Raw genomic sequence first — 19,118 nt, 5'->3', positions numbered from 1 at the left:
TTATTGGTTTGAAGCTAACGCTGCATCGATAAGGTCTGAACCGATGTCTTTTTCAAACTTCTTCCATACTGGTTGAAGTGCAACTACCCATGCTTCACGCTGTTCAGGCGTAAGTGTACGAACCTCACCACCCGCTTCGATGATGTTGTTTTTGTTCGCTAGGTTAACTTTTGAAGATTCCGCATTACGCGTTTCCGAGACTTCTTGAACGATAGTGCCAAGCTGCGCGCGTACATCTTCAGGAAGGTCTTTCCAAAAGTCGTTTGACGTTACAACTAGATAATCCAAGATACCGTGATTGGTTTCTGTCACGCCATCTTGTACTTCAAAGAACTTCTTGCCGTAGATGTTTGACCATGTGTTCTCTTGACCATCGATAACCTTAGTTTGTAGGCCACCGTATACCTCTTTGAAAGACATCTTCTGAGGGTTAGCACCTAACTGCTCAAACTGAGCCACCAATACATCTGATGCTTGAACACGGAACTTCAAACCTTCTGCATCTTCAGGGCTTAGTAGTGGCTTGTTCGCCGACATCTGCTTCATGCCGTTGTGCCAAAACGCTAAACCTTGCAGACCACGGCGCTTCATCGCATTCTTCAGCTTTTCACCAGATTCTGAATTTTGGAAACGATCAACGGCTTCTACGTCTTCAAATAGGAACGGAAGGTCAAAAATGCGGTATTTCTTAGTGAACTTCTCAAATTTAGACAACGATGGAGCCGCCATTTGAACATCACCATTTAACAGGGCTTCCAGTACCTTGTTATCATCATAAAGCGTCGAGTTTGGGAAAACTTGCATACAAGCTTTACCATTCATTTCCGTGTTTACTCGCTCTTCAAGTAAAGAAGCAGCGATGCCTTTCGGGTGCTTATCCGTGTTGGTTACATGACTGAATTTAATCACGATTTCACCTGGATCACAGTTTGCAGCAGCATTAAAACTTGTGAGCGCCAGAGCAGATACAGACAGCAGGGTAAGAGGCTTAAACATTATTATTCTCCTTAGTAAACAAAGCAGCCCTTCAATGGGAACTGCGTGCTTTTACTAAGGCAATTAGCGCGCCACATCAATACAAATCATTAACAAGCCTTTAACCGTAAGGCTTCATGATATCTGCTTGCAGTATTCACCAACTCACGATAAAAACTAATGGGTGGGAAATGACACATAGAATATTTGTAAATGGGTGGAAGCTGACCAATGTATTAGTGATGAATGAGGTCTGACCAAAAGCCACATTACCGATGATACCTTGAAGTAATTTCGACCTATCCTGTAGAGTGCTACACAACTTAGTCAGATTTACCACTCCACTACTTACCAAGAGTTGATACCAATGAGTCAGATCTACCATCACCCAGTACAAATTTACTATGAAGATACCGATCACTCAGGTGTGGTTTATCACCCTAACTTTCTTAAATACTTCGAGCGTGCGCGCGAGCATGTCTTGGGTAGCGATAAGCTGGCAGAATTGTGGAACGAGCATGGACTAGGTTTTGCGGTGTATAAAGCCAATATGACTTTCCAAGATGGGGTTGAGTTTGCTGAGATCTGTGACATCCGAACCTCTTTTGAACTCGATGGCAAATACAAGACGCTATGGCGACAAGAAGTGTGGCGTAAAGATGCCACTAAACCTGCGGTGATTGGTGATATTGAAATGGTCTGCTTAGATAAAGACAAGCAACTGCAGCCAGTACCCGCTGAAGTATTAAAAGCGATGCTTGGAGAAACGAGCTAACTCCGTCTCACCAAACTAGTTTAAAAGAGATGAGGCAACGAAAAGGTTCTCATCTCTACCTGCATCGGTAGCAAATTTCCGCCGAGCGTAACCGCAAAGCGATACTGCTCATCCAGTCGCCCTAAGCAACATTGCCAGCCTGTAGAAATGTCCCTTTGCTCGGTAACATCCAACCCAACTCCACGGTATATACTGATTTCACCATGCAATCTAATTTCATCCTGCAAGTTTGGCTTAAAATCCGAAGAATGAATTGGCAGTGCTTGCTTCGTCAGATTGGAGAAATCAAACGAAAAGCTTCGCAACGATGTGGCTAGCCCCCTGCCCGTCGCTTTGATATACGACTCCTTCAGCGCCCATAAATCAAAAAACCGTTCTCTCTTATTTTCTTTGCTGAGTTCAAGTAAATCCGCCAATTCTTTATCTGAAAAATAGTGCTTCATGATCGAATCGATATTAGTCGAGCTTCTTGCATGTTCGATGTCGACACCTAATTGAACTGGCTTCCCTTCTCGCTGGCAAACTGCAATCAACAAATGTTCTTTGCTATGACTGATATTGAAATTCAGTCCGGTTTGAATCTGTTGATCCGCAATCAGGCTTGGCTTTCCTTTCTCACCATATTCAAACCGCCATGCTTTAGGCGTTAAATCCGAATAACAAGACAGTACTCCTCTCAAGTAGTTGCGAACATACATGGCTTGAACTTGAGACGAGGGCACTCTATAGCGTTCAACTTTATCAATTTCATCGGCCGTGAGTGTCTCTTTGAGGTGTGATTTGATATCGATATCGTCACACAAATCACTCAAAGAACATAACCATAAATCGACGATTGGGTTTTCCATTTTACTCACGTTCACTTCTTCAAACCACTCATCAAAAAACCATCAAAACGGACAAATTTAACTCACCTATGATTTGAGATAAACATAGAGAATTCGTACAGGAAACACCCTTCATATACGGGCTTAAAAATAACTTTTCAAATAATAACAAATTAAAACACGGATCACATTCCACCTTATGGAATAGGTACCTATTAAATGTTACTTACAAAAATCTGACATAGATCTCACAAAGTTAAAATGTAGAGTATAAACACTAAAAAACCACACATACCCATTAATTATCAATAAGTTAATTTCATCAAAAATACAAAAAACAAAAGTTCAGAAAAATCATCTGGTCTGAACAGATCATAGTGGCCTCTGGGAGCATTGTATCGGTAACTCACCTCGGGTAGCCTGCTCAACCATTAAACAAATTCACACGTTTTCTTTGCGGATACCTGCTTTGCATAAGGCAGTACTTTGGACAGGATTTAAATGGACATCACCCTTACATTCGAATGCCCTCTTCTCGCATGAAACACGTAACCACCCCCTGCAAGTCTACGTGCTTCGCACCCCTTATTTCAGTCTGGCCGCCGAATTTCGGTAGCCTTACTCTTCAGCTGCGTTTGCCCAAATCTGTCTCAGGTTTATTTTCGATTTATTTAAAAGCGCAGCCTCAAAAAACGACATCGCCCTCAGTGATTTCAAGTGGAGACTCATAATGAGCCAACCCGAAAAAAATACACCGGAATCAGTCGACGACACTCGACTTAATAAACGCCTTAAAGACATGCCAATTGCTATCGTTGGTATGGCAAGCATGTTTGCGAACTCTCGTTACCTAAACAAATTCTGGGATTTGATCAGCGAAAAGATCGATGCCATTACTGAAGTGCCAGATACGCACTGGCGTCCAGAAGATTACTACGATTCAGATCGTACTACGCCAGACAAGTCTTACTGTAAGCGTGGTGGTTTCATCCCTGAAGTAGACTTCAACCCTATGGAATTCGGCCTTCCGCCAAATATCCTCGAACTGACGGATACGTCACAGCTGCTTTCTCTGATCGTGGCAAAAGAAGTACTTGAAGATGCCAAGCTGCCTGAAGGATACGACCGCGATAAGATCGGTATTACGCTCGGTGTTGGTGGTGGTCAGAAGATCGCTCAAAGCCTAAACGCTCGTCTTCAATACCCGGTTTTGAAAAAAGTCTTCAAGAGCAGTGGTATCAGCGACGACGACAGCGAAATGCTGATCAAAAAATTCCAAGACCAATACATCCACTGGGAAGAGAACTCATTCCCTGGTTCATTGGGTAACGTGATTTCAGGTCGTATTGCTAACCGCTTTGACCTTGGTGGCATTAACTGTGTAGTAGACGCTGCTTGTGCAGGTTCTCTAGCCGCAATGCGCATGGCTCTTAGTGAGCTAGTTGAAGGCCGCAGTGAAATGATGATCACAGGTGGTGTGTGTACTGATAACTCACCAACCATGTACATGAGCTTCTCTAAAACGCCAGCATTTACCACCAATGAAACCATTCAACCTTTCGACATCGACTCAAAAGGCATGATGATTGGTGAAGGTATCGGCATGGTTGCTCTTAAGCGTCTTGAAGATGCAGAGCGCGACGGCGACAGAATCTACTCAGTGATTAAAGGTGTCGGTTCTTCTTCGGATGGTAAGTTCAAAAGCATTTACGCGCCTCGCCCTGAAGGACAAGCAAAAGCACTGAAACGTGCTTATGATGATGCTGGTTTCGCACCGCACACGCTTGGCCTTTTAGAAGCGCACGGCACAGGTACAGCAGCGGGTGACGTTGCTGAATTTGGCGGCTTAAACTCGGTATTCAGTGAGAACAATGAAGAGAAGCAACACATTGCGTTAGGCTCTGTAAAATCTCAAATTGGTCACACCAAATCAACCGCGGGTACTGCCGGTTTAATCAAAGCTGCGTTAGCACTGCACCACAAAGTACTGCCGCCAACGATTAACGTATCGGCTCCGAATCCTAAGTTGGATATCGAGAACTCACCGTTCTACCTAAACACACAAACACGTCCTTGGATGAAACGTGTCGACGGCACACCGCGCCGTGCAGGTATCAGCTCATTCGGTTTTGGTGGCACTAACTTCCACGTTGTATTGGAAGAGTACACGCCAGAACACGCTCGCGGTGACAAATACCGTCAGCGCCAAGTACCGAAAACTCTGTTATTCAGCGCGGAATCTCGTCAAGCACTGATCAATGAGCTCAAGCAGATTTCAACTCAAGCTGCAGACGCTGCGTTCAAACTGGAAGCGCTTGCTGAACAACATAGTTTGCGTGAAGTTGACGCTAAGCATGCTCGTATTGGTTTAGTCGTGACTGACCAAGCAGACCTTCAAGCGCAACTGACTCAAGCGGTTTCTATGCTTGAGAGCCAAACCAAAGCACATTGGCAGATGCCAAACGGTACTAGCTACCGTGAATCGGCTCTGATTGCAGAAAACGGCGCAGGTAAAGTGGCAGCGCTATTTGCAGGTCAAGGGTCGCAATACCTAAACATGGGTCGCGAGCTTGCTTGTCATTACCCTGAAATGCGTCAACAGCTTGCTCAAGCGGATCAAGTATTTGGTCAGCACAAGAAAACAGCTCTGTCGCAAATTCTGTTCCCAATTCCAACCTTCACACCTGAAGCAACTAAAGCTCAAGAAGCGGTACTAACCAACACGGCCAACGCGCAAAGTGCGATTGGTACTGTGTCTATGGGTCAGTTCGACATCATGACTCAGGCTGGCTTCAAAGCAGACATGGTCGCAGGCCACAGCTTTGGTGAGTTAAGTGCACTATGTGCATCGGGTGTTATCTCGCAAGACGATTACTACCAGTTAGCTTTCGCTCGTGGCGATGCGATGGCTGCGACACCTGAACAAGGTGACAGCGGTACTATGTTTGCAGTCATCTTAGAGGCAGACAAACTTCCAGCCGTTGAAAGCTGCATCAGCCAATTCGAAGGCGTGAGCATTGCCAACTACAACGCTCCGACTCAACTGGTTATTGCAGGTCCAACCGCGACGGTTCAACAAGCAGCACAAGCGCTAACAGAACAAGGCTTCAAAGCAATTGCTCTGCCAGTTTCTGGCGCTTTCCACACACCGCTTGTTGCTCACGCTCAAAAACCATTTGCTGCTGCAATCGATAAAGCTTCATTCAGCGCTCCAACGCTGCCGCTTTACTCAAACGCAACGGGCAAACTGCACAGCAAAGACGCGAAAGCGATCAAGAAAGCATTCAAACAGCACATGCTGCAATCGGTTCGTTTCAGCGAGCAAATTGAAGCGATGTATGAAGCAGGCGCGCGCGTATTCGTTGAGTTCGGTCCGAAAAACATTCTTCAAAAGCTGGTTGAGAAAACATTGGCTGATAAGAACGAAGAGCTTTACGCAATCAGTATCAACCCAAGCCCTAAAGGCGACAGTGACCAACAGCTTCGTTTAGCTGCGGTTCAACTGTGCGTTGCAGGTATTTCATTAGACAACATTGACCCTTACCAAGCTGACATTGCTGAACCTGAGAAGGCATCACCAATGAACATCAAGCTGAATGCAACCAACTACATCAGCCCTGCTACTCGTAAGAAAATGGATCAATCATTGGCTTCGGGCAACGTCACCGAAAAGACTGAGATTGTTGAAGTGAAAGTTGAAGTCGAGAAAATCGTGGAAAAAGAAGTGATTAAAACAGAAATCGTTGAAGTACCTGTGGCTGCTCCTCAAGCTTCAAATGTACAACAGTCAGTTGTTCCAGCACCAACTGCACAAGTAGCAACAGCAGCTCAGCAACCTCAAGTGGTTCAAACTGCCCCAGCGACTATTCAGCCTGCAGCTCAAGTAACAGTTGATGAAACTTCACTGCAATCGTTCTTCAATGCTCAACAACAAGCAGCAGAAGTACATCAGCAGTTCCTTGCGATTCCTCAGCAATACGGTGACACGTTCAACACCCTAATGTCTGAGCAAGCGAAAATGGCAACAGCAGGCGTAGCAATTCCTGAGAACCTACAGCGTTCTATGGAGATGTTCCACCAGCACCAAGCTGAAACGCTAAAAGCTCACGCTCATTACCTAGAGATGCAAGCGCACAGCAACAACTCAGCACTTAATATGCTGACGCAAGGTTCAGTGCAAACCGCACAACCAACCTTCGTTGCATCAGTAAATGCTCAGCCAGCGATTCAAACTACTCCAACAGCTATCGTTGAACAGCCTGTAGCTCAAGTGCAAACGGCTCCTGTACAAACCGCGCCAGTTCAAGCTCAGTCTGTTCAAGTTACGCCAGTACAGAAAGCCGTGCCTGCACCGAAAGTCGCGGCTCAAGCGGCAGCGCCTGTTGCAGCTCAACCTGTGCCAGTTAAAGCACAACCAGCTCCTGTGGCTGCACCAGTAGCAGTACAATCAGCAGATGCTGAAAAAGTAATGCTAGAAGTGGTCGCCGAGAAAACGGGTTACCCAACGGAAATGCTTGATCTAGAAATGGACATGGAAGCAGACCTTGGTATCGACTCAATCAAGCGTGTAGAGATCCTTGGTACCGTTCAAGACGAAATGCCGAACCTACCTGAGCTGAACCCTGAAGATTTAGCTGAGTGTCGTACTCTTGGTGAAATCGTTACCTACATGAACAGCAAGATGCCAGCATCAGCGCCTGTGGCAGCAAAGCCAAGCGCAGCTGCTCCTGTTCAAGCCGCTAACGGTCTTGATGCGAAAGTCGTTCAACAAACCATGCTAGAAGTGGTGGCTGAGAAGACAGGTTACCCAACGGAAATGCTTGATCTAGAAATGGATATGGAAGCAGACCTTGGTATCGATTCAATCAAACGTGTTGAGATCCTTGGTACGGTTCAAGATGAACTGCCTACTCTTCCAGAGCTAAATCCTGAAGACTTAGCTGAGTGTCGTACTCTTGGCGAAATCGTTGACTATATGAACAGCAAGCTTCCAGCTTCTGCTCCAGTGTCTTCACAAGCAACAGCAGTTGCTCCGGTAACATCTAACAATGGACTAGATGCCGCTGTCGTTCAAAAAACCATGTTAGAAGTGGTAGCAGAGAAGACGGGCTATCCGACTGAAATGCTAGACCTAGCAATGGATATGGAAGCTGACCTTGGTATCGATTCAATCAAGCGTGTTGAGATTCTTGGTACGGTTCAAGATGAACTACCGACTCTTCCAGAACTAAACCCTGAAGACTTAGCTGAATGTCGCACTCTAGGCGAAATCGTAGCCTACATGAACAGCAAGCTTCCAGCTTTTGCTCCAGTAGCAGCTCAAGCATCTGCGCCAGCAGTATCAAACGGTTTAAACGCAGAACAAGTTCAAAGCACAATGTTGAGCGTAGTAGCGGATAAAACGGGCTACCCAACAGAAATGCTAGACCTAGCAATGGACATGGAAGCAGACCTTGGCATCGACTCAATCAAACGTGTTGAGATCCTTGGTACGGTTCAAGACCAGCTACCAACATTGCCAGAGCTGAATCCTGAAGACCTAGCTGAGTGTCGTACTCTGGGCGAAATCGTTGACTACATGAACAGCAAGTTAGCTCCTAACGCAGCAACGGCGACAGTAGCAGCTACAGCCGCTGTAGAAAGCGCGAGCAACGACCTCAACCCTGCTCACGTTCAATCAACAATGATGGAAGTGGTTGCCGATAAAACAGGCTACCCAGCAGAAATGCTCGACCTAGCGATGGACATGGAAGCAGACCTTGGTATCGATTCGATTAAACGCGTTGAGATTCTAGGTACGGTTCAAGACCAGCTACCAACGCTGCCAGAACTGAATCCTGAAGACTTAGCTGAGTGTCGTACACTTGGTGAAATCGTTACCTACATGCAAAGTAAGCTATCCGCTGCTTCACCCGTAGCGACTGCTAAAGCTGATTCAGTAACGCCTATCGCAGAAACAGCGACAGCGGAACTTCCTCCACACAATGAGGTAGCGCTAAAAAAGCTACCAGCGGCAGATAAACTCGTCGATTGTTTCTCAAAAGACGCTTGCGTCGTGATCACAGATGATGGTCACAACGCTGGTGTTCTAGCAGAAAAGTTGACCGCTAACGGCATTCAAGTTGCTGTAGTGCGTAGTGCTCTTTCTGCCGCGTCACCTTTAAACAGTGAAATCGCAAGCTACACACTTAACAGTATCGATGATGCTGGTGTGACAGCTGTGATTAACGACATCGAAGCAGACCTTAAAACGTCGAACAAAGTGATTGCTGGCTTCATTCATTTACAAGCTATCGTTGATGCGAAACAAAGCAACGAGCAAGCGGTTAACTTGAATGCAGACTCCAGAGCTTCACTGACGACAGCGTTCTTATTCGCGAAGCACCTAAATGGCCAACTGAATGCCGTTTCTGGTCGCAGCGTGTTCTTCACGCTAAGCCGTATCGATGGTGGCTTTGGTTACCTAGATACTAAGCAACTAGCGAATGCGGAACTTAACCAAGCAGCGTTGTCTGGTCTCACTAAGACACTGAGCCATGAATGGTCAAACGTATTCTGCCGTGCTTTGGATGCTGACGCTTCGATTGATGCTCGTCACGTAGCTGAAGCTATCACAGGCGAACTGTTCGATATCGATACCAACACGGTTGAAATCGGCCTTAGCCATGCAGAAAACGGTGAATCTGGTCGTGCAACATTGATTGCTGCAACACCAGGTGCTGCACAAACCAAAAACACAGGCGCTCAACTCACCAAGAGCGACAAAGTTCTCGTGACGGGTGGCGCTAAAGGCGTGACGTTTGAATGTGCACTGACGCTTGCTAAGCAATGTAAGTCTCATTTCATTCTTGCAGGTCGTAGTAAGCATATTACTTCAGCTGAGCTACCTCAGTGGGTTCAAGGCAAGCAAGAGAAAGAGCTAAAACCAGCGGCTATCGCTCACCTACAAGCAACAGGTGACAAACCAACGCCGAAGAAAGTTGATGCCTTGCTAAAACCTGTATTGAGCAGCCTTGAAATCAACGCAGCACTTGCCGCTTTCAACGAGATTGGCGCGAGCGCTGAATACCTAAGTCTAGATGTGTCGAACCATGAGTCTGTAGCGAAAACACTGGCGAATTTCGACGGCATCACGGGTCTTATCCACGGTGCAGGTGTACTGGCTGACAAACACATTCAAGATAAAACACTTGATGAACTGAACATGGTTTACGGCACGAAAGTGGGCGGGCTAGAAGCGGTTCTTGGTGGTCTTGATAGCAGCAAGCTAAAACTGATTGCGATGTTCTCTTCGGCGGCGGGTTTCTACGGAAACACTGGCCAAAGTGATTACTCGATGTCCAACGAGATCCTAAACAAAGCTGCTCTACAACTGTCTGCGCGTAACCCTCAAGCGAAAGTGATGAGCTTCAACTGGGGACCGTGGGACGGTGGCATGGTCAACGCAGCACTGAAACGTATGTTCACAGAGCGCGGTGTTTACGTGATCCCTCTTCAGGCGGGTGCAGAGCTATTTAGTTCTCAGCTACTGAACGAAACTGGCATTCAATTGCTGGTTGGTACGAGCATGCAAGGTTCTGACAACAAGGAAGCTGCTGTAAAAAAGCTTAATGCGGAGTCTATGCATCTTGCAAAGAGTCCGCTGAATACAAGCATCACTGTGACACGTCATCTTGATCCAAAGGCATTGCCTTTCATTCAAGATCACTGCATTGCCGGTAACCCTGTGTTACCGACAGTGTGTGCCATCCAATGGATGCGTGAAGTCGCAGAGCAACTGTTAGGGGTGAACGTTAGCGTTCACAACTACAAACTGCTTAAGGGTGTGATTTTTGATACTGATGAAGTGCAAGAGCTGAAACTGGTTCTTTCTTCTGATGCTAAATCAAAAGATCAGCTAAAAGCGGTGATCAGTTGCCAAGGGCGACCACAGTATCAAGCTCAGTTGCAAGTTGCCTCTGTGCAAGTGTCTGAAGATGTTCAACAAGCGTCAGTAAAACGCTTTGAGGCCAATACTTCAGCACCTGTAACAACGGCACAAGCTCTATACAGTGACGGTACTTTGTTTCATGGACCAAGACTGCAAGGTATTACTTCAGTCGAACGCTTTGACGACTTAGGCTTATTGGCTCAATGTCAGTTGCCTCAGATTGAAAACAGCGACTGCGGATCATTTATTCCGAAGCAAGGTTTTGGTGATAGCCAACCATTTGCTGAAGATTATTTGCTGCAAGCCATGCTGGTATGGGCTCGATTGAAATACGGCGCGGCAAGCCTACCGTCTGCAATTGGTGAGTTTATTTGTTACGCACCGATGCACAATGGTGACCAAGGTTGGCTAGAGCTGAGCGTAATAAAAAGCACGGCTCGTTCACTGCAAGCTGATATCTCGCTTTACCACCAAGATGGTCGTTTAAGCGCAGTAATGAAAGGTGCCAAAGTCACCATCAGCAAGAGCTTAAATGACGCATTCTTACCGAAATCTAGCTCAGCAGTGTCGAAGAAAGAGACTACTAAGAACGCAGAAAAGGAGCAATTGTCATAGTGACTGTTCCTACTAATAAAGCGATGCCATTGCGCATCGCTCTTTTAGCTCAGCCAGCAAACGCGGCTGAGCTTTCTGCCGACTTATTCCCCTCGTTCCCAGGCATGATAACTGTTGTGGTTGATGGCAATTTTAATCAAGCACTTAGCCGTGCGATTGAGACTGTCAATCGAGGTACTGCTGTTAAACTCTGTTTGGATTCTCACTCACCATCATTGTTGATGTTAAGTGCGCTGAATGCTGCTCAGAATAAGATTCACCCACACGCGAATTTAGCGGGCTTTGCCGAAACTCTCGATCTAGATAATGGAGATAGCGTTCAGCTTGCTCTAGAGATGTCACGCCGCCCCGCTTCAGATTTAAGCCATCAACAACAATACTCAACCCTATCTGCTTCGCAGCAGTTTAATGAGTTGTTGAATATGGTTAATGCGATATCGAGCCGTTCATTGCCTAACCATTACTGGTTCACTGAGCCGAACAAAGCTCGTGTTGCTGCGTTAACTTTCAGTGACGATAGCCAAAAAGCCACCAGCCTGATATTGACTCAAGCGACCGGTTTGCACGAACCAAAACCATTGCTATCCAGCGAGCGTTTGATGTTTGTGGTTTCAGGCAGCGAACAAGCTGAATTGGTTTCTCAGTTAACCTTATTAAGCGCAGAGCTTAAATGCATTAGCGATTCGGCGGACAGCGAACTTGCTATCGCCAACTTGATGCATTCAAACCTAAGTCACTTCCAAAGCACTCAGCACAATGCTGGCCGTGGTGCGAACATCGTGATTCAGGCGGCTTCAATTAAGGCTGCAATACAAGAGATCACAGCGCTAGAAAATACGTTGCCAAAAGTAATGGCTGACAATAACCAATACAAAACGCCAGCGGGCAGTTGTTTCTCACCTATGCCTCAAAGCAAAGGTGGCGTTGCATTTGTTTACCCTGGTGTTGGCACGGTTTATCCCGGCATGTTGCGCGAATTTCACCACCATTTCCCACAGTTATTTGCTCGCTTAGAGCGCGAAGGTAACTTGAAAGAGATGCTGCAGGCTGAAAAAACCTATGCTGACGATGCGCAAGAAATGTCGCTCAGTGAATTGGCCATTGCAGGTGTCGGCAGTAGTTATCTGTTAACACAACTGCTGTGTGATGAATTCAAAGTACAGCCAGATTTCGCTTTGGGTTACTCCAAGGGTGAAGCTTCCATGTGGGCGAGCTTAAATGTTTGGAAAAACCCACATGCGCTGATTGAGATGACTCAAACTAGCCCTATTTTCACGACGGCTATTTCTGGTGAACTCACCGCAGTGCGTCAAGATTGGCAGCTGAACGGCAACGAAAGCATCCAATGGAATAGCTTTGTGGTTCGCAGTGATGTGCAAGCGATTGAGGCTCTGTTACCAGAGTTTCCACGCGCTTATCTCGCTATCATCCAAGGTGACACTTGCGTACTGGCAGGTTGTGAAAGCACCTGTCGTGCATTGCTCAAGAAACTAGGTAAACGTGGCATTGCCGCTAACCGTGTTACTGCCATGCACACCACGCCAGCGTTGAGCCAGCATAGCCAAGTGCGTGAGTTTTACACGCAACCACTGTTCGACGAATTGCCAAAGCATATCCGCTTTATCAGCGCAGCAGGTCTACCGACGGGCGCACCAATCAATATCGACAGCGACAGCATCGCCCTTTCGATTGCCGACACCTTCTGTTCGACGCTGGATTTCACTGCGTTGATCCAAAGTGCGCGTCAGCAAGGTGCTCGCCTGTTTGTCGAAGTGGGTGCAGATCGTCAAACCAGCACATTGATCGACAAGATCAATCGTAGCGACGACGTAGCCGACCAGTACTGCACAATCGCTTCCAATGCCAAGGGTGGCGACGATGTTGTCACGCTCATCAAGTGCATTGGTCAGCTCATTACTCATCAAATTCCACTGTCTGTCGAGCCACTAATTCAAGGGCTAGAACAACAGATCACCACCGCTAAGCAATTCAGTGGTGTGCCTCAAGGCAGCACAGTAGACCATCAAGGAGAGCTAGTATGAGTTCTCAATATCAGGCTCAAGCCAAGACTAAGCAGCAAGTGAAGTGCAATAAGATCGCGATTGTCGGTATTGCCAACCAATACCCAGAAGCTGATACGCCAAAAGATTTTTGGCAAAATTTGCTAAACAAAAAAGATTCTCGAACCACATTAAGCGCTGAAAAATTAGGTGCTAAACCTGAAAGCTATCAGGGTGTGCAAGGCGAATCAGACCGCTTTTACTGTGATAAAGGCGGCTACATCGAAAACTTCAATTTCGATAGCAATGGCTACCGCTTAACAGCAGAATCGTTCAACGGTGTTGACCAGAGTTTCCTATGGGCTTTGGATACCAGCCGCAAGGCATTAGTCGACGCTGGCATTGATCTAAATGCCGATGTTTTAGAGCGCACAGGCGTGATCATGGGTGCCCTTTCGTTCCCAACCACACGTTCAAACGACCTGTTTCTGCCGATGTATCACTCGGTGGTCGAAAAAGCACTACAAGCTAAATTGGCTAATGACCAGTTTTCGCTGCTACCAACCAATGAAACCGCGCAAGACCTCAACCCTATCAATGGTGCTGCAGCGCATAACGCCTCTAAATTAGTGGCTGATGCATTGGGCCTAGGCAACGTGCAACTTAGCCTAGATGCGGCATGTGCAAGTTCAGTCTATTCATTGAAGTTAGCGTGTGATTACTTGAACACAGGCAAAGCCGACATGATGTTGGCAGGCGCGGTATCCGGTGCTGACCCATTCTTCATCAACATGGGTTTCTCCATCTTCCACGCTTACCCTGACCACGGTGTGTCGGTTCCGTTTGATAGCAACAGTAAAGGTCTGTTTGCTGGCGAAGGTGCGGGTGTTTTAGTCCTAAAACGCTTAGCTGATGCAGAGCGTGATGGCGACAATATTTACGCAGTCGTCAGCGGTATTGGCTTGTCGAACGATGGCCGAGGCCAGTTCGTATTAAGCCCAAACAGCAAAGGACAAGTACAAGCCTTTGAACGCGCTTACGAGGCTTCGAACTTATCACCAGACAGCATCGAAGTGATTGAGTGTCACGCAACCGGTACACCATTAGGTGACAAGGTTGAGTTAACCTCAATGGAACGTTTCTTTGCTGACAAATTGAATGGTTCTAACCCGCCATTGATTGGCTCTGCCAAGTCCAACCTCGGTCACTTGCTGACTGCGGCAGGTATGCCAGGGATCATGAAAATGATCTTTGCGATGAAAGAAGGTGTGCTTCCTCCAAGTATTAATTTGGATAAGCCACTATCGTCGCCAGAAGGTTTATTTGGCTCACAGACTCTGCCAACACAGGTTCAACCTTGGCCAAGTAAAGCGGGCAACTCAGAGCGCTGCGCGGGTGTTTCTGTCTTTGGTTTCGGTGGTTGTAACGCTCACTTACTGCTTGAAGCGTATTCAGACATCAGTCATGTAAGCCAGGCTCTAGAGTCAGCGTCTCCAAGCCTACAACCATCTAATTTAAGCATTACTGGTCTCGCGTCTCACTTTGGTTCTCTGCAAAGCATCAACGCGCTAAGCACTGCGATTGAAACCAACGACGATGCTTTCATTGCTTTGCCTAAGAAACGCTGGAAAGGCTTAGACCAACATCCAGAACTACTGAATCAGTTTGGTTTACACGGCATTCCAAACGGAGCCTATATCGATCAGTTCGATCTCGACTTCCTACGCTTTAAAGTGCCGCCTAATGAAGATGACCGTTTGATCTCTCAGCAGTTGCTACTGATGAAAGTCGCAGACGAAGCCATCAAAGATGCCAAACTTGTTGCAGGCCAAAAGGTTGCGGTTTTAGTTGCGATGGAAACAGAGCTTGAGATGCACCAATTCCGTGGACGCGTAAACCTGCATAGCCAATTAGCTGACAGCTTTGCCAACATGGGTATCGAACTGACTCAAGACGAATACCAAGCGCTAGAAACCATCGCGATGGACAGTGTGATGGACGCAGCCAAGCTGAACCAATACACCAGTTTCATCGGTAACATCATGGCTTCGCGTATCTCTTCATTGTGGGACTTTAACGGCCCTGCCTTTACGATTTCAGCCGCTGAACAGTCAGTTGCTCGATGTATCGACGTAGCACAAAACTTGATGTCGCAAGAATCCATGGATGCCGTGGTAATTGCAGCCGTTGACTTAAGTGGCAGCGCAGAACATGTGATTCTGAAGAACAGCGTGAGCCCGGTATCGCTTGATCCAAAATTCGACCAACCACAAGACGGCAGTTGGAATGTAGGTGAAGGCGCAGGTGCGATTGTTCTTGTTGAAGAAGGTCGAGTCGCTAGCAACCAAGACACGGCTTACGGCAGCATCAACGCATTGGCTTTTGGTTCAAGCAAGCATAACAACGTCGTTGCTGATGAGTTACTAACTCAAGTTGGCATGAGCTCGAACGATGTTTCTCTGCTTGAGCTTAACCATGCGCCAGAGACTTCATCGCATGAATCTTCATTTCTCAGCCTAGGGAACATAAAGACGACTCAAGCAAGTCAACGTGTTGGTCACTGCTCTGCAGCTTCTGGCATGGCAAGCCTGCTACACGGTCTGCTCAACCTGAACCTTGCACCTCTGAATCCAAATGTCAGCTCTAAGAGCGCGATAGTTGCCAACATCAGCGAAGGACAATGTTCACAGCTGCTACTAAGCCTATCGAGTGTTGAATCTCACTCACTTTCCATTCGTTTAAGCAGTGAACTGGCAAGTGATACTAAGCGTCAATTGGTTAAACAAGTGACTCTCGGTGGCCGCGATATTTATCAACACATCGCAGAGACACCAATCGCTAACCTAGCGCACATTCAACAAAAAGCTTCTGGTAAGCAAGCGGCGCGAATCGTTTCTGTCCCAACGACTGCACACATTCAGGCAACACTAAAAGACAAAGCCGAGATTGCAGAGAAAGCAGCACACGCTACAGAAACATTGTCACCATCAGTATCCCCTACTCTGGCGCAAACTCGCCACTGTCAGCTAACAGGTAACCACAGCAATATGACTCATGTCCTATCCGCTAAAAATGGCGTATCGAATATCGACGCTAATACGGATGCAGCATCACAGCCGTCTGTAACACCATACAACCAAGCTTTTGCTCAAAATCAGCAAGCAGCGCAGCAAGTACACAAAGCATTCTTGCACACTCGTGCCCAAGGTATGCAGATGGCTGATGCACTATTAAAAGTACAGCTAAACGCAGTGACGTCTGGCTTAGATAGCTCAGCCCTGATTCAACAAACGAATAGTCAACAAACGACTGGCCAACAAACGAATGGTCAACAAACGACGGGGCAGCCTGTTCAAGCTCAACAGGCTCCGGTTCAGTCAACGCCAGTCAACGTACTTGCAACGCCAGCACCAGTGAAACCGATCCGTAAACCATGTATCTGGGATTACGATGATCTGGTTGAATACGCTGAAGGCGATATTGCGAATGTATTTGGCCCTGACTACGCGATCATCGATAGCTACTCGCGCCGCGTTCGTTTACCAACCACAGACTACCTATTGGTATCTCGTGTGACTAAGCTCAACGCGACCGTTAACGAGTACAAACCAAGCACCATGACCACAGAATACGACATCCCAGTTGATGCGCCGTATCTTGTAGATGGTCAGATCCCATGGGCTGTTGCAGTTGAATCTGGTCAGTGTGACCTAATGCTGATCAGCTACTTAGGTATCGATTTTGAAAACAAAGGCGAGCGCGTTTATCGCCTACTCGATTGTACGCTGACCTTCCTTGGCGACTTGCCTCGTGGTGGCGATACACTCCGTTACGACATCTCAATCAACAGCTTTGCTCGCAATGGCGACACACTACTTTTCTTCTTCTCGTACGAGTGTTTCGTTGGCGACAAGATGATCCTGAAAATGGATAACGGCTGTGCAGGCTTCTTCACTGATGAAGAGCTAGCAGACGGCAAAGGTGTGATTCACACTGAAGACGAGATCAAGGCTCGTAAGCTTGCCACTAAGCAACGCTTCGACCCTATGTTGCACTGCCCTAAAACGCAGTTTAACCACCAAGAGCTGCGTCACCTACTAACAGCCAACATTGCAGAGTGTTTTGGCCCGACTCACCAATCTGATCGCCACCAACCTTCTCTATGCTTCAGCTCAGAGAAGTTCATGATGATCGAAAAGGTCAGCCGTGTTGAACCGCAAGGTGGCACATGGGGACTAGGCTTAATTGAAGGTCACAAACAGCTAGAGCCTGAGCACTGGTACTTCCCTTGTCACTTCAAAGATGATTCAGTAATGGCTGGCTCTTTAATGGCAGAAGGTTGTGGTCAACTGCTTCAGTTCTTCATGATGCACCTTGGCATGCACACACTTGTTCAAAATGGTCGTTTCCAACCGCTTGAAAATGCCCCTCAACAAGTACGTTGTCGTGGTCAAGTTCTACCGCAATCGGCAGAACTGACTTACCGCATGGAAGTGACTGAAATTGGTTTAAGCCCTCGCCCATACGCGAAAGCTAACATCGATATCTTACTGCACGGCAAAGTGATTGTTGATTTCCAAAACTTGGGTGTAATGATCAAAGAAGATGACGAATGTACTCGTTACCTGCCTTCTTTAGAAACAGCTGTCGCGACCCCTGTTATCGAAAACTTGGGCCATACGCCAGCAGTGAACCAACAAGCTTCAGCCAATGCGCCATTGATGGCTCAAATTGAAGACCTAGAAACTGCACCAAACAAAGGTGTCGTTCCTCTTCAACACGTTGAAGCGCCGGTAACGCCTGATTACCCGAACCGCACACCCGATACGGTTCCATTCACGCCTTATCACATGTTCGAATTCGCGACTGGTGATATCGAGAAATGTTTCGGGCCTGATTTCTCTATCTACCGTGGCATGATTCCACCACGTACTCCGTGTGGCGATCTGCAGTTAACTACTCGCGTTGTTGAGATCGACGGTAAACGTGGCGACTTCAAGAAGCCTTCATCGTGTATCGCAGAATACGAAGTGCCAGAAAACGCATGGTATTTCGATGAAAACAGCCACCATACCTTGATGCCTTACTCGGTATTAATGGAGATTTCGCTGCAGCCAAACGGCTTCATCTCTGGCTACATGGGCACCACTCTGGGCTTCCCAGGTGAAGAACTGTTTTTCCGTAACCTAGACGGCAGCGGCAAAATGCTGCGTAACGTCGACTTGCGTGGCAAAACGATCACCAATGATTCTCGCCTGCTTTCAACCGTAATGATGGGCACTAACATCGTACAGAGCTTTAGCTTCGAACTGAGCACTGATGGCGTGCCGTTTTATGAAGGTACAGCGGTATTTGGTTACTTCAAAGGCGCTGCACTGAAAGACCAACTAGGTTTGGACAACGGTAAGGTGACTCACCCTTGGCACGTTGATAACAACCGTACGCCAGATATAAACATTAACCTGCTAGACAAAACGACGCGTTACTTCAATGCACCCGTTTCGGCTACTGGTGAAGTACAAGAGCACTACAAATTGGCCGGCGGTCGTTTGAACTTTATCGATACAGTGCAGATCACTAGCGACGGTGGTAAAGACGGCCTTGGTTACCTATATGCAGAGCGTACGATTGACCCTAGCGATTGGTTCTTCCAATTCCACTTCCATCAAGATCCTGTAATGCCGGGCTCTCTAGGTGTCGAAGCGATCATCGAACTGATGCAAACCTACGCCCTAAACAAAGATCTTGGTGCTGGCTTCCGTAATCCGAAGTTTGGTCAAATCCAATCTGAAGTGAAATGGAAATACCGTGGTCAGATTAACCCTCTGAACAAACAGATGTCTCTGGATGTACATATCACTGCGGTTAAAGACGAAGACGGCAAACGCATCATCGTTGGCGACGCAAACCTGAGCAAAGATGGTCTGCGTATTTACGAAGTGAAAGACATCGCGATTTGTATCGAAGAAGCCCCTGCTAACGATAAAGCATAAGCC

General features: G+C 47.1%; 6 protein-coding genes. 4 read left to right on the top strand and 2 right to left on the bottom strand.

Annotated elements, in window-relative coordinates:
- The gene (locus FTW16_RS15280; protein ID WP_146491709.1) at positions 1-996 is read right to left on the bottom strand and encodes a TRAP transporter substrate-binding protein; all 996 of its coding nucleotides are present in this window, start codon (positions 994-996) and stop codon (positions 1-3) included.
- Positions 997-1,342: 346 nt separating this feature from the next.
- Between FTW16_RS15280 and FTW16_RS15275 the strand changes: the two genes are divergently transcribed.
- Positions 1,343-1,750 (top strand): thioesterase family protein, encoded by a 408-nt coding sequence (locus FTW16_RS15275; protein WP_004736070.1) that lies wholly within the window; start codon positions 1,343-1,345, stop codon positions 1,748-1,750.
- A gap of 20 nt (positions 1,751-1,770) precedes the next feature.
- On the opposite strand, the gene FTW16_RS15270 is transcribed toward FTW16_RS15275, so the two are convergent.
- A complete protein-coding gene (locus FTW16_RS15270) occupies positions 1,771-2,598 on the bottom strand; it encodes a 4'-phosphopantetheinyl transferase family protein (protein WP_146491708.1) in 828 nt (275 codons plus the stop codon).
- Positions 2,599-3,307: 709 nt separating this feature from the next.
- Between FTW16_RS15270 and FTW16_RS15260 the strand changes: the two genes are divergently transcribed.
- Genes FTW16_RS15260 through FTW16_RS15250 form a run of 3 tightly spaced genes read left to right on the top strand, consistent with a single transcriptional unit; the run spans position 3,308 to position 19,115 of the window.
- Positions 3,308-11,122 (top strand): type I polyketide synthase, encoded by a 7,815-nt coding sequence (locus FTW16_RS15260; protein WP_146491706.1) that lies wholly within the window; start codon positions 3,308-3,310, stop codon positions 11,120-11,122.
- The gene (locus tag FTW16_RS15255) at positions 11,122-13,164 is read left to right on the top strand and encodes a PfaB family protein (protein WP_146491705.1); all 2,043 of its coding nucleotides are present in this window, start codon (positions 11,122-11,124) and stop codon (positions 13,162-13,164) included. The genes FTW16_RS15260 and FTW16_RS15255 overlap by 1 nt, the downstream gene beginning before the upstream one ends.
- Positions 13,161-19,115, top strand: coding sequence for a beta-ketoacyl synthase N-terminal-like domain-containing protein (locus FTW16_RS15250; protein WP_146491704.1), 5,955 nt, complete (start codon positions 13,161-13,163; stop codon positions 19,113-19,115). The genes FTW16_RS15255 and FTW16_RS15250 overlap by 4 nt, the downstream gene beginning before the upstream one ends.
- Positions 19,116-19,118: the final 3 nt, after the last annotated feature.

The organism is Vibrio sp. T20 (assembly GCF_007858795.1).
In the GTDB taxonomy this organism is placed as follows: Bacteria; Pseudomonadota; Gammaproteobacteria; order Enterobacterales; family Vibrionaceae; genus Vibrio; species Vibrio satsumensis.
This window is presented reverse-complemented; position numbering and strand designations above follow the sequence as displayed.

Bases quoted from the DNA above. Each gene is read 5' to 3' on its own strand.
- FTW16_RS15275 (WP_004736070.1), top strand. From the start codon at position 1,343: ATGAGTCAGATCTACCATCACCCAGTACAAATTTACTATGAAGATACC.
- FTW16_RS15270 (WP_146491708.1), bottom strand. From the start codon at position 2,598: ATGGAAAACCCAATCGTCGATTTATGGTTATGTTCTTTGAGTGATTTG.
- FTW16_RS15260 (WP_146491706.1), top strand. From the start codon at position 3,308: ATGAGCCAACCCGAAAAAAATACACCGGAATCAGTCGACGACACTCGA.
- FTW16_RS15250 (WP_146491704.1), top strand. From the start codon at position 13,161: ATGAGTTCTCAATATCAGGCTCAAGCCAAGACTAAGCAGCAAGTGAAG.
- FTW16_RS15280 (WP_146491709.1), bottom strand. From the start codon at position 996: ATGTTTAAGCCTCTTACCCTGCTGTCTGTATCTGCTCTGGCGCTCACA.